This is a genomic window from Brevundimonas phoenicis (assembly GCF_047237745.1).
GTDB lineage: Bacteria > Pseudomonadota > Alphaproteobacteria > Caulobacterales > Caulobacteraceae > Brevundimonas.
On record NZ_JBDFLN010000001.1, the window covers coordinates 588,933 to 600,571 of the forward strand.

Genomic DNA, 11,639 nt, shown 5'->3' on the forward strand with positions numbered 1-11,639 from the left:
CTATTTGCGCCCGGCGCCGCTTAGTCTGTCGGCGTCGGCCAGGATCGATCGCATAGCGTCGCTTGCCGATTGGCCGTCGCGATCATAGCCGCCCCGCTCCAACGTGGCCTGCAGCGCCTTGCGCGCCCGCGATACGCGGCTCTTCACCGTACCGACGGCGCACTGGCATATCTCGGCCGCTTCCTCGTAGGCGAAGCCGCCGGCGCCGACCAGGATCAGGGCTTCGCGCTGCTCCTCGGGCAGGGACTTCAGCGCCTGGCGCAGTTCGTCCAGCGCCACCGGCGCTTCAGGATCATCGACGGCGATCAGGGTGCGCTCGGCGGCTTCCTGATCCAGCTGGGTCTGGCGCCACGAGCGGCGCTTTTCCGAATAGAACTGGTTGCGCAGGATCATGAAGGTCCATGCCTTCATGTTTGTGCCCATCTGATAGCTGGCGCGGGCGTCCCAGGCCTTCATCATGGCTTCCTGAGCCAGATCGTCGGCCGAGGTCGGGTCGCCGGTCAGGGTGCGGGCGAATGCCCGCAGATGGGGGATCAGGGTGACGAGCTCGGCCTTGAAGGCGTTGTCGTCTGACGAGGGGCGGCGGGGGGCGGGATTTGCGCTGGTCACTGCCCCTCCTTGGTAGGAGCGCCCTGGTCGGCGCGACGCAGAATTTCGAGAAACTCATCGGGCACCGGCTCGTTGACGACTTCGTCGAACATATGCCGCAGCTTCACGCCGATGGCTTGTTGGCGCAGGCGGACCTCTTCGAGATCTCGCTCGTTCGAGCTGGCCCCGCTGGAACGCGCGGGAGTGTCCTTAGGTTCGATCATTGAGTGTCCGGCCGCCGCCCAAGCCCTGTGATGTCGCTCATGGAGACTGAAAACGCCGCCTCCCGCATAGGGTTCCTAGGCGGATACGATTTTATGCTCAAGCTGGAGAGCGTTCACGGAACCGTGGCTCATTTGATACGTTGTGTTCGATCTAAGTCCGTTTCAACAGTCGAGGCGGGCGTTGTCGGGGAATTTATCCATGAGTTTATTGGCCAGACTTGCGCCGCACTTGCCCTATGTTCGTCGCTACGCTCGCGCCCTGACCGGCGATCAGGGAACGGGCGACAACTACGTCCGCGTCGCGCTTGAGGCGCTCGCCGCCGGCGAGCGGCAACTCCCCGCCGATATGACGCCGCGGGTGGCCCTGTACCATGTCTTCCACACCATCTGGTCCAGCACGGGCGCCCAGTTGGAGGGCGTGGCTTTCGAGGGCGACGACGCCGCGCGACGCCTGCTGCGCATCTCGCCTCAGTCGCGTCAGGCCTTCCTGCTGACCGCGCTTGAAGGCTTCACGCCGTCCGAGGCGGCCCAGATTCTGGCCGTTGATCCCCGCACTGTCGAGCGCCTGATCGCCGAAGCTCAGTCTGACATCGACGCCGAACTGGCCACGGACGTTCTGATCATCGAGGATGAGGCCATCATCTCGGCTGACATCGAGAGCTTGGTGAAGGAGTTGGGTCACCGCGTCACCGGCACGGCCACCACCCACGACGAAGCCGTGGACGCTGTTTCGCGTCACAAGCCCGGTTTGGTTCTGGCCGATATCCAGTTGGCCGACGGTTCCTCGGGCATTGATGCGGTCAAGGACATCCTCAAGCAGTTCGACGTGCCTGTGATCTTCATCACCGCCTTCCCGGAGCGGCTGTTGACGGGCGAGCGTCCGGAGCCGACCTTCCTGATCACCAAGCCCTTCCAGCCGGAGACGGTGAAGGCGGCGATCAGCCAGGCGCTGTTCTTCCATCCGTCGCGCCAGAAGCAGGCGGCCTGACGGTTCGTCCTCCGATCCGATCAAGGGGCCCCGGTTCGCCGGGGCCCTTTTTTGTCGTAGTCAGGTTACGGGCGGCGGGGCGGTCTCGGGGCCTGCGGTCGGCGCGGGGGCTTGTTCGACGACGGGCGTCGGCTCGCCGGTCATGCCCGCCTCTTCGGCGCGTTGGAAACCTGGATTGCTGATCGCCCACAGGCCCAGCAGCAGCGCAGCCGCAGCTCCGGCGGAAACCGCCAGAAGGATCAGGATGCGGCGTCCGCCTCGACCCTGGCGGACATACTGGGCCTCTACGGCCTGGCCGGCGTGTACGGGGTCAGCGGAGTGGGAATGCGGATCCTGGTGACTCATCTCAACGCCTCCTTGTTGCGATTCAAGCCTTCCAAGCCAACGCCGCGCGTCTGGGGCTGTTCCCGCAGGACGGGGCCGGGAACCGAGTCCGCCGCACGTCGTTCTTTCCCTGCTGAGGGCGATTCCCCCGGACCGGCTCTGCCGATCTTCGCCTTCGCTTCATTCTCGATGATGCGACTCCTGGCGGATCCGAAACGGATCCGCCTCTTTTTTTGACCATGGCGGCACTCGACAGCCGGCCCTGAGGCGTCACTATGGGTTCTGAAAGAAAACCCTATGAGGGAGACGATTGATGAGCCTGCGCAACAGACAATGGATTCTGCGTCAGCGGCCGCACGGCCTGATCCAGGACGGCGACCTGGAACTGGTCGAGAGCGTCACGCCCGACCTGAAGGACGGCGAGGTTCTGGTCCGCACCGTCTATCTGTCGATCGACCCGACCAACCGCACCTGGATGAATGATTCCGAGGGCTATCTGCCGCCGGTGGGGTTGGGCGACGTCATGCGCGGTCTGACCTTGGGCGTGGTCGAGCGGTCGCGCGGTGAGCGGTACAAGGAAGGCGATCTGGTCATGCCCCTGTCGGGCGCCTGGGCCGACTACGCCGTCGTGCCCGAGGCGGGGCTGCGGCCGGTCCACCGCGCGCCGGGCCTGCCGCTGACGGCCAACCTGTCCGTGCTGGGGATGACCGGCATGACCGCCTACTTCGGCGTCACCGACGTACTGAAGGCGAAGGCCGGCGAGACCCTGGTCATCTCGGCGGCGGCGGGGGCGGTCGGCTCCATCGCCGGCCAGGTGGCCAAGCAGCGCGGCTGCCGCGTCATCGGCATCGCCGGCGGCGCCGAGAAATGCCGCTGGCTGACCGAAGAGCTCGGTTTCGACGCCGCCGTCGACTACAAGAACGAGGACGTCGGCGACGCCCTGGACCGCCTGGCCCCCGACGGCATCGACCTCAATTTCGAGAACGTCGGCGGCGACATCATGATCGCCGTCTGGAACCGGCTGAAGGTGCACGGCCGCATGGCCGTCTGCGGCCTGATCTCGGCCTATAACGCCACGCGGATGCCGCCCTCGCCCAACTTCGCCCGCATCATCACTCACCGCCTGGACGTGAAGGGCTTCCTGGTCCTCGATTACGCCCACCGCGCCAAGGAGATGGTCGCCGAGATGGGGCCGTGGCTGGCTGACGGAAAAATTCACTGGAAGGTCCATGTCGATGACGGCCTTGAAGGCGCGGTCGGTTCGCTGAATCGCTTGTTCACGGGCGACCATGACGGCAAGCTGATGGTTCGGGTGTCGGAGGAGCCGGCGGCCTGACGGAGAACGATCGCGCATGATTGAGCCGCTGCACGTCCATTTCGAGGATCTCGAGATCGGACAGGTCATTCCCCTGGGCGCCTGCGCCGTGGATGCTGCAGCGCTGGAGCTGTTCGTCGAACGCTTTCTGCCTGGTTGGGATACGGCCTACGGGGCGCCTGAGGGCATGGTCTATGCCCTGTGGAGCCGACTATCCGCCGATCGCATGGGGGGGTGGGCGGGCTCTAAGACCTTGGCCGTGGACGGTTTGCGGTTCCTGCGTAATCCGCCTGCCGGCGAGCTGATGCGCGGGCGGCTGACCGTGATGGGCAAGGATCCGGTCGGGGATGAGAAGGGGGTCGTCATCGCCCAGCAGGATTTGCTGGATGAGGCGGGGCGGTTGGTTTTCTCCTGCCTCACCCGCGCCCTGGTGGCCCGCCGCTGAATCACTCGCCCACTATTGAGTGCGAACAAAAACGCCCCGCCAGCATCCTGACGGGGCGTTTCCATTTTATCGCTTCAATACGGGCCTCAAGTAGCGCGAACGCGCGCTAGGCCCGCTTGAAAAGCAGGTCAGGCGTTGGCGGCGGCCGGTTGTTGGGCGGCGCGGGTCAGGGCCATGGCGATCAGGCGGTCCCAGCCCAGCAGCGACACCAGGTGGCCGTAGATCTGGCCCAGGGCGCCGTTGTCGCGCAGTTCGGCCAGCTTCTCGGCCGGCAGGGCCTTCAACTTGTCTTCCGAGACCGCGAAATATTCGGCGATTTTTTGCGGGGCGCCGGCCGAACCATCGGCGTTGCGCGGGGTGAAGTTGGCTTCACGCACCTCAAACAGGTCCAGTTCCTTCAGCAGGTTGACGAAGGACTCGGTGCGCACGCGCTCCTGTTCGAAGTTGTTGCAGAATTCCATGCCGAAGTTGACGTAGCCGCTGGGCTGGCCGTTTTCGAACAACGGAGTCTCGCCGCCTTCGACCACGAAGGGGGCGGCGCGGTCGATGCACAGCACCATGCGCTTCTGCTCGTCGTCATTGGCGAAGACGAAGGGGTAGCGGCGGACATAGGCCGGGATGTAGGCGTCAGGGCGGAAGTCGCCGTTCTCGATGAACAGGTTGTCGCCCTGGTTCAGGCCCATGGCGGCGACCGGCTGCTTGGCGTCGCCGACGAAGATGACCGGGTAGGACAGGGCGGCGGGAGCGAACTCAGTCACCGTCAGCGGCACGACGTGGGTCTGGGCCACAAAGGCGTACGGCTTGTCTGCGGGCGTCACGCCCAGCGAGCCGTGAACATCGGCCGACAGCGGCTCGGGCTGGGAATAGAACAGTACATTGCCCGACAGGGGGCTGGACGCTTGGGTGGTGTCGGTCATGAAAACGGATCTTCTGAACAGAGAGGACGGTTCTTCTAGCTCATGGTCGGGACGGCCGCAAACGCCGCTGTTTGGCCACATTGCGCCGGTGCGGGTGTTGCGGCGCGCGGTCCCGGTTGCGGCGCGGCCTCGGACCCCTTAGCTCTAGGCCATGGGCGACGCCTGCGATCATGATCATATCGACAGCCGACCCGGCGCCGCCGAGGTCGAACGGACGGTTGCGGCCGTCGAGGCGCGCGTCTCGGCCGACGGCGATCGCATGACTGCGCCACGACGTCGCGTGCTTGAGCTGCTTCTCTCGGCGGCCGAGCCGGTCAAGGCCTATGACCTGATCGCCCGCTACGGCCTCGACGGTCAGGCGGCCAAGCCGCCCACGGTTTATCGCGCCCTGGAGTTCCTCGAGAAGCGGGGCCTGGCCCACCGTATCGCCTCCATCAGCGCCTATGTGGCCTGCACGGCCCAGGCCTGCGCGCCGGGCGGCCATGCGGCGGCTTTCCTGATCTGCGACTGTTGCGGGGCGACCGAAGAGGTGGCCGTCCCCGGCGGCGACGTTATCGCCCAGGCGGCGACGAACGCCGGTTACGCCATCGAGCGCACCACCATCGAGGGCCATGGCCGGTGCGGCGCCTGCCGCGTGGCGGCCTGACGTCCATGGACGCCCTGGCCCTGTCGGCGCCCCGCCGTATCAGCGTGCCGATCGACAATCGCTGGGGTGCGGGCGAGATGGCCGTGCTGGATTTCGGTGACCCCAAGCGGCCGATCGACCTGATCTTCGCCCACGCCAACGGCTTCAACGCCTTCGCCTATCGCTCCTTGCTGCAGCCTTTGTCGGGGGCCCTGCGCATCTGGGCGCCTGATCTGCGAGGCCATGGCCGTACGCGTCTGCCCGCCGTTCCCGACGGCCGCCGCAGCTGGAAGGATCATCGCGACGATCTGATCTCCCTGCTTGAGGCGATCGACGGCCCGCCCGTCGCCCTGGCCGGCCATTCCATCGGCGGGACCAGCGGCCTGATGGCCGCTGCGGAACGGCCGGAACGGGTGTCGCGTCTGCTGCTGCTGGACCCTGTCGTCTGGCCGCGACAGATGGTGTGGGCGATGAATCTGCCCTTCGCCGGGGCTTTGTCGCGGCGGTTTCCCATTGTCGCCAGCACCCTGCGGCGTCGCGCCCTGTTCGACAGCTGCGAGCAGGCCATGAGCGCCTATCGCGGACGGGGCGCCTTCAAGGGCTGGCCGGACATGATGCTGGCCGACTACCTCACCGACGGTCTCATCGAGACGGACCGCGGGCTGGAGCTGGCCTGCACGCCCGCCTGGGAGGCCTCAAACTACGCCGCCCAGGCGCACGATCCCTGGCGGGCGCTGGCGCGCTATCCCGGCATGACGCGCATTCTCAAGGCGGAGACGGCCGGTCTGTGCGCCGTGTCGCCGTCCGCGCGCCGATCGAACGTGCGGGTCGAGACCGTGATGGGCGGCGGGCACCTGTTCCCGATGACCCATGCGGAACTGACGCGCGACGCCTTGTTCGACCTGGCGGTCTGACAGCTGTGTCGTTCGGTGCTAGTCCTGACGGACGATGACCTCCGCCGCCGTATCCGCCTCTTCCGTCACGGACTGGCCGCGCATCCTGTTGGGATGCGTGATCGGCGCTGTTCTGGGCTTGCTGCTGCTCGGTGTGATCCTGGTCGCCTGGTGGCTGGGCGTGGCGCGGCATGATCTGCAACGGCTGGCCCCGCCTGAGGGTCTTGAGGCGCGGCTGGAACAGGCGGCGGGGCCGACCGCTTTCGCTCCGACGCCGATCTATGTCTATGATCCGGATGGTGCGGGGCGGGCCTGGCTGGAACAGGCGGCCCCAGCCTGGGAGGCGCGGGGGCGCGAGGTCAGGGCGGTTTCGGCTCAGGCTGACGACGGGCTGGAGCGCGAGCTCGACCGCCTGGCGAGTCGCTGGGCCGAGCCGCCGCGTCGCCCCCTGATCCTGTGGCGCGACGGCGCAGAGCTGGTGCTGTGCCGTTGTGACAGCGTGCGCGCCCGAACCCAGGCGCGCCAGGTGTTGGAAGCCCCCACGACTGAAGCTGAGGCGGCCGAGGCCGCGCCGCCTGTTCCCCCGCCCTCGCGTCGCCCTCGCCCGCAGACCGGGCCGTCGTATCCGACGCTCGGCCCGCCGCCGAAGTCCGAGACGGCCGCGCCCTCGCTGCAAGACGCGGCTCCAGCGTCGCGCGCGATCCAGCCCGCGCCTCGTCTGCCCGGCGATCCGGCGCCCGCCGCGCGGCCTCCCGCGGCACGCCCGGCGTCGCCTGCGCCCGCCCCCGCGCCTCGCCGCGAACGACAGCCGCGTCGCACCGACCCGCCCGAAGCCCGGCGCGACGCCGAGAGCCTGTTCTTCTGATCTACTTCAGGCGGGCGCAGGCGTGGATCAGCTTCTCCACGTCTTCCTCGCTCTGATACAGGCTGAAGCCGAAGCGGATCACGTCGTCGCGCACATCGGCGATGACGTTCATCTCTTGCAGGGCCGCCTTCCAGCGCGACGCGTCGGCGTGGCGCAGGGCCAGGAAGCGGGCGCGCGGCGCCGCCCCCTCGACCGGGTTCAGGATCTGGGCCTCGGCCAGCGCTCCGGCTTCGTTCGACTGGATCGCCGTCTGGAACCGGGCCTGAAGGCCGCGCGCGTGATCGGCGATCATCGCCGTGGTCAGGCCGTGCTGGTCCAGCATCCGGCGCACGGCGTTGAAGCGGTACAGGGCGCTGGCGTCGAAGGTGGCGCCCCAGAAGCGGCCGCCGTCGGTGCGGTATTGAACGCCGCCGGGCGGGCCTTCCAGATGGCCGAACTCGGCGAACCAGCCGGTCACGACCGGGCGCGGGCCGAAGCCGGGCGGGGCGTGCAGGAAGCATGCCCCTTCGCCCGCCATGGCGTATTTGTAGCCGCCCGCGAGATAGAAGACCCTGTCCGCCACGGCCGACAGATCGGTCGGCGTGGCCATGAAGCCGTGATAGCCGTCGACCACCACCCACGGACCGGCCGGATCGGCCAGTTCCGCCAGTTCGGCGATGCGCTCGAACAGGCCGCCGGTGCGGAAGAAGACCTGGCTGACGAAGATCAGGTCGTGCCCGCCCGCTTTGGCCGCCGCGATGAAGCGGTCAGCGAAGGTCTCGAACGGGGCCAGGGGCACGCGGGTGACGACGGCCTGCCCGGCCTCCTCCCAGCGTTCCGACTGGCGGCGGAAGGAGTGGAACTCGCCGTCGGTAGCCAGGATGCGCACGGGCGCCTTGTCGACCGCCGAGACGATGCGCAGCAGAATCTCGTGGGTGTTGGGCGCGAAGATCAGGCTGTCGGGCGAGGGCAGGCCCAGTTCCTTGGCGACATGCGCTTGCGCCTCGGGGATGACCTCGCCGAACACCAGATCCCATTTGCGGTCGGCGAAGCGGTTGGCCTCGACCCAGGCCTGGACCTGGCCGTCGAAGCTGACGTCGGGCCACAGGTGGTGGCTGTGAGCGGCGAAATGCAGGCGTTCCGGATCGAGGCCCAGAGCGCGCGAGAACAGGGGCTTGTAGTTCATGAGGGCAGGCTAGCGGGCCTGCGCCGCGCCGTCACGCGCTTGCTTCTTATGTCGTCATCCTCGGGCTTGACCCGAGGATCGGGGCTTCCGCCTGCACGACTTGAGCAAGGTTGAGGCGCCCGGCGCTGGATCCTCGGGTCAAGCCCGAGGATGACGGCGTGGGTGGAGCAGCGGCTTGTCGGGTGCGGCGCCATGGCGCGAGACGGCCCAAAGAAAAAGGCGGGTCGCTTTCGCGAACCCGCCTCTCTCAACTCAGACTGTGGGGCTCAAGCAGCGAGCGACCGCGTCGCGAGCGTAGCGCCGCGCGCATCAGCGCGCCTTAAATCAAACTACCGTGGCAGTGCTTGAACTTGCGGCCCGAGCCGCAGGGGCAGTCGGCGTTGCGGCTGGTGCGTTCCCAGCCGGGCGGTAGGGCTTCGATCGGCAGCTTGGAACGATCATCGCCGGTCAGCATGCCTTCCGGGTTCTGGGCCATCGGGTTGGCCATCTCGTTCTCGCCGGTGCCGGGGTTCAGGTGGATTTCCTGGAACTCGGGCATTTCCATCGCCGGCGGGGCCTCGAAGCGGAACTCGACGGTCATCAACCAGCGCGTGACGTTGTGGCGCAGGTCGTGCAGCAGCGTCTCGAACAGGTTGAAGGCTTCGGTCTTGTATTCGTTCAGCGGGTCGCGCTGGCCGTAGCCGCGCAGGCCGATGACGCCGCGCAGGTGGTCCAGGTGGACCAGGTGCTCGCGCCACTGCATGTCGATCATCTGCAGCATGAACTGCTTTTCGAGGCCGCGGGTCTGGTCTGCGCCGATCATTTCCAGACGCTCGGCGGCGCGGGCGTCGGCGGCGGTGGTGATACGCTCCTCGATCTCCTCGTTGGAGACGCCTTCCTCGGCCGCCCAGTCATGCAGCGGCAGTTCCAGGCCCAGCGTCGAACGGACTTTTTCGTCCAGGCCGTCGATGTCCCACTGCTCGGCGTAGGCCTTGGGCGGCATGTAACGTTCGACCAGGTCGTTGATCACGTCGGCGCGGAAGTCGTTGACCAGGTCCGACAGGTCCGTGGAGTCCATGAACTCCTGGCGTTGTTCGAATACGGCCTTGCGCTGATCGTTCACGACGTCGTCGTACTTCAGCACGTTCTTGCGCATATCATAGTTGCGGGCTTCGACGCGCTTCTGGGCGGTTTCGACGGCGCGGTTCAGCCACGGGTGGCTGATGGCCTCGCCTTCGGCCACGCCGAACTGACGCATGATGGCGTCCAGACGGTCGCCGGCGAAGATGCGCAGCAGGTCGTCTTCACACGACAGGTAGAATTTCGAGGTGCCGGGATCGCCCTGGCGGCCGGTGCGGCCGCGCAACTGGTTGTCGATACGGCGGCTTTCGTGGCGCTCCGTGCCCAGAACAAACAAGCCGCCTGCGGCCAGGGCCTTTTCCTTGGCGACGGCGATCTCGGCCTTGAATTCCTCTTCCTTGGCGGCCAGGGCCTCGGGCGGGACTTCCATCGCCATGTTGCGCTGTTCCTGGATCCAGCGCTGGACGCGCATGTCCAGGTTGCCGCCCAGCTGAATGTCGGTGCCGCGACCGGCCATGTTGGTGGCGATGGTCACAGCGTGAGGCAGGCCGGCCTCGGCGACGATGTAGGCTTCCTGTTCGTGTTGGCGTGCGTTCAGGACGTTGTGTGGAATGCCGCGTCCCGTGACGTATTCGATGTCATAGGCCAGGTCGCCGACCTTCTGGGCTTCCTTCTCACGACCCTCGTACTCGGGCTTCACCTTGCGGGAAACTTCGACCTGATAGTCGTAGTCCTTCAGCACGTCGGACAGCTCTTCGGACTTTTCGATCGACACCGTGCCGACCAGGATCGGCTGGCCGCGGACGTAGCAGTCGGCGATTTCGCCGGCGATGGCGCGGTTCTTCTCGGCGAAGGTGCGATAGACCTCGTCGTCGTAATCCTTGCGCTGGATCGGACGGTTGGTCGGCACTTCCATGACGTCCATCTTGTAGATGTCGAGGAATTCCTGCGCTTCGGTGGCGGCCGTGCCGGTCATGCCGGATAGTTTTTCGTAGAGACGGAAATAGTTCTGGATCGTCACCGAGGCCAGGGTCTGGTTCTCGGGCATGATCTTGACGTCTTCCTTGGCCTCGATGGCCTGGTGAAGACCTTCGGACAGGCGTCGGCCGGTCATCATGCGGCCGGTGAATTCGTCGATCAGGACGATCTCGCCGTCCTTGATGATGTAATCCTTGTCGCGCTGATACAGGGTATTGGCGCGCAGGGCCTGATTGACGTGGTGGACCAGGCTGACGTTGGCCGGATCGTACAGGTCGACGGTGTCCTCGGCGAAATGGCCGCCCTGCTCAAGCATCTGCTCCATGCGTTCCGAGCCCAGCTCGGTCAGAAGGGCCTGGCGCTGTTTCTCGTCGAGATCGTAGGTGTCCTTGTCCTTGACCAGTTCCTTCACCAGGGCGTCGACGATCTTGTAGAGGTCCGAGCGGTCCTCTGTCGGGCCCGAGATGATCAGAGGCGTGCGTGCTTCGTCGATCAGGATGGAGTCGACTTCGTCGACGATGGCGAAGTGGTGGCTGCGCTGCACCATCTCGCGACGGTCATAGACCAGATTGTCACGCAGATAGTCGAAGCCGAATTCGTTGTTGGTGCCGTAGGTGATGTCGGCCTGATAGGCCATCTGGCGCTGGCCCTGCGACAGGCCGTTGACGATGACGCCGACCTCCAGGCCCAGGAAGCGATAGACCTTGCCCATCTGTTCCGCGTCGCGGCGGGCCAGATAGTCGTTGACGGTGACGACGTGGACGCCCTTGCCCGCCAGGGCGTTCAGATAGACCGGGGCCACGGCCACCAGGGTCTTGCCTTCGCCGGTTCGCATCTCGGCGATGCCGCCTTCATGCAGGATCATGCCGCCGGCCATCTGCACGTCATACTGACGCTGGCCTAACACGCGCTTGGCGGCTTCGCGCACCACGGCGAAGGCCTCGTTCTGCAGCTTGTCCAGGCTTTCGCCAGCTTCGATGCGGTCTTTGAACGTCTGCGTCATCATGCGCAGTTCGTCGTCCGAGAAGGCCTCGAACTTGGATTCCAGAGCGTTGATCTTCTGGACCTGGCCCATGAAGGCCTTGACCTTGCGGTCGTTGGAGGAACCGAGAAATTTCTTGGCGAAGCCGAGCATGGGCGATCCGGGTCAGGCGGTCGAGCGGCTGAAGGCTCTGAGAAAGACAGTTTCACCCGGTCGGAGGGCCGCGATCACGCCGGCCCCGGGCCTTCCCTGCAGATGAGGGCGCGCGAAG

At 66.3% G+C, this 11,639-nt stretch carries 11 protein-coding genes and 1 pseudogene; 6 read left to right on the plus strand and 6 right to left on the minus strand.

Annotation, left to right across the window (positions count from 1 at the left end; genetic code table 11):
* Both ABC419_RS02845 and nepR read right to left on the minus strand, forming a co-directional pair.
* Positions 1 to 592 (minus strand): annotated as a pseudogene (locus tag ABC419_RS02845) (sigma-70 family RNA polymerase sigma factor); the annotation flags it as partial.
* A gap of 13 nt (positions 593 to 605) precedes the next feature.
* Positions 606 to 812, minus strand: coding sequence for an anti-sigma T factor NepR (nepR, locus tag ABC419_RS02850; protein ID WP_125901927.1), 207 nt, complete (start codon positions 810 to 812; stop codon positions 606 to 608).
* Between the two features lie 199 nt (positions 813 to 1,011).
* Between nepR and phyR the strand changes: the two genes are divergently transcribed.
* The gene (phyR, locus tag ABC419_RS02855; protein WP_125901928.1) at positions 1,012 to 1,800 is read left to right on the plus strand and encodes an anti-anti sigma factor/receiver protein PhyR; all 789 of its coding nucleotides are present in this window, start codon (positions 1,012 to 1,014) and stop codon (positions 1,798 to 1,800) included.
* Positions 1,801 to 1,860: 60 nt separating this feature from the next.
* On the opposite strand, the gene ABC419_RS02860 is transcribed toward phyR, so the two are convergent.
* A complete protein-coding gene (locus ABC419_RS02860) occupies positions 1,861 to 2,145 on the minus strand; it encodes a hypothetical protein (RefSeq protein WP_412876419.1) in 285 nt (94 codons plus the stop codon).
* A 292-nt stretch (positions 2,146 to 2,437) separates the two neighbouring features.
* Here ABC419_RS02860 and ABC419_RS02865 point away from each other — a divergent pair, with 292 nt between their 5' ends.
* Together ABC419_RS02865 and ABC419_RS02870 are read left to right on the plus strand one after the other, a co-directional pair.
* Entirely contained in the window at positions 2,438 to 3,460 is a 1,023-nt protein-coding gene (locus ABC419_RS02865) for an NADP-dependent oxidoreductase (RefSeq protein WP_412876418.1), read from the plus strand.
* A gap of 16 nt (positions 3,461 to 3,476) precedes the next feature.
* Positions 3,477 to 3,884: a MaoC family dehydratase gene (locus ABC419_RS02870; protein WP_200216123.1), complete on the plus strand. Its 408-nt coding sequence runs from the start codon at positions 3,477 to 3,479 to the stop codon at positions 3,882 to 3,884.
* Between the two features lie 128 nt (positions 3,885 to 4,012).
* On the opposite strand, the gene ABC419_RS02875 is transcribed toward ABC419_RS02870, so the two are convergent.
* Entirely contained in the window at positions 4,013 to 4,801 is a 789-nt protein-coding gene (locus tag ABC419_RS02875) for a SapC family protein (RefSeq protein WP_125901931.1), read from the minus strand.
* Between the two features lie 151 nt (positions 4,802 to 4,952).
* Here ABC419_RS02875 and ABC419_RS02880 point away from each other — a divergent pair, with 151 nt between their 5' ends.
* From ABC419_RS02880 to ABC419_RS02890, 3 genes are read left to right on the plus strand one after another with little or no spacing between them, the layout of a single operon-like run.
* Positions 4,953 to 5,447: a Fur family transcriptional regulator gene (locus ABC419_RS02880; protein WP_200166211.1), complete on the plus strand. Its 495-nt coding sequence runs from the start codon at positions 4,953 to 4,955 to the stop codon at positions 5,445 to 5,447.
* A gap of 5 nt (positions 5,448 to 5,452) precedes the next feature.
* Entirely contained in the window at positions 5,453 to 6,340 is an 888-nt protein-coding gene (locus tag ABC419_RS02885; protein ID WP_412877978.1) for an alpha/beta fold hydrolase, read from the plus strand.
* Between the two features lie 34 nt (positions 6,341 to 6,374).
* A complete protein-coding gene (locus ABC419_RS02890; protein ID WP_412876417.1) occupies positions 6,375 to 7,184 on the plus strand; it encodes a hypothetical protein in 810 nt (269 codons plus the stop codon).
* A gap of 1 nt (position 7,185) precedes the next feature.
* On the opposite strand, the gene ABC419_RS02895 is transcribed toward ABC419_RS02890, so the two are convergent.
* Both ABC419_RS02895 and secA read right to left on the minus strand, forming a co-directional pair.
* Positions 7,186 to 8,349: an aminotransferase class V-fold PLP-dependent enzyme gene (locus ABC419_RS02895; protein WP_412876416.1), complete on the minus strand. Its 1,164-nt coding sequence runs from the start codon at positions 8,347 to 8,349 to the stop codon at positions 7,186 to 7,188.
* A 319-nt stretch (positions 8,350 to 8,668) separates the two neighbouring features.
* Positions 8,669 to 11,521: a preprotein translocase subunit SecA gene (secA, locus tag ABC419_RS02900; RefSeq protein ID WP_412876415.1), complete on the minus strand. Its 2,853-nt coding sequence runs from the start codon at positions 11,519 to 11,521 to the stop codon at positions 8,669 to 8,671.
* Positions 11,522 to 11,639: the final 118 nt, after the last annotated feature.

Excerpts from the sequence above, each read along its gene's own strand:
- nepR (WP_125901927.1), bottom strand. The coding sequence starts at position 812 with ATGATCGAACCTAAGGACACTCCCGCGCGTTCCAGCGGGGCCAGCTCG.
- phyR (WP_125901928.1), top strand. The coding sequence starts at position 1,012 with ATGAGTTTATTGGCCAGACTTGCGCCGCACTTGCCCTATGTTCGTCGC.
- ABC419_RS02860 (WP_412876419.1), bottom strand. The coding sequence starts at position 2,145 with ATGAGTCACCAGGATCCGCATTCCCACTCCGCTGACCCCGTACACGCC.
- ABC419_RS02865 (WP_412876418.1), top strand. The coding sequence starts at position 2,438 with ATGAGCCTGCGCAACAGACAATGGATTCTGCGTCAGCGGCCGCACGGC.
- ABC419_RS02870 (WP_200216123.1), top strand. The coding sequence starts at position 3,477 with ATGATTGAGCCGCTGCACGTCCATTTCGAGGATCTCGAGATCGGACAG.
- ABC419_RS02875 (WP_125901931.1), bottom strand. The coding sequence starts at position 4,801 with ATGACCGACACCACCCAAGCGTCCAGCCCCCTGTCGGGCAATGTACTG.
- ABC419_RS02880 (WP_200166211.1), top strand. The coding sequence starts at position 4,953 with ATGGGCGACGCCTGCGATCATGATCATATCGACAGCCGACCCGGCGCC.
- ABC419_RS02885 (WP_412877978.1), top strand. The coding sequence starts at position 5,453 with ATGGACGCCCTGGCCCTGTCGGCGCCCCGCCGTATCAGCGTGCCGATC.
- ABC419_RS02890 (WP_412876417.1), top strand. The coding sequence starts at position 6,375 with ATGACCTCCGCCGCCGTATCCGCCTCTTCCGTCACGGACTGGCCGCGC.
- ABC419_RS02895 (WP_412876416.1), bottom strand. The coding sequence starts at position 8,349 with ATGAACTACAAGCCCCTGTTCTCGCGCGCTCTGGGCCTCGATCCGGAA.
- secA (WP_412876415.1), bottom strand. The coding sequence starts at position 11,521 with ATGCTCGGCTTCGCCAAGAAATTTCTCGGTTCCTCCAACGACCGCAAG.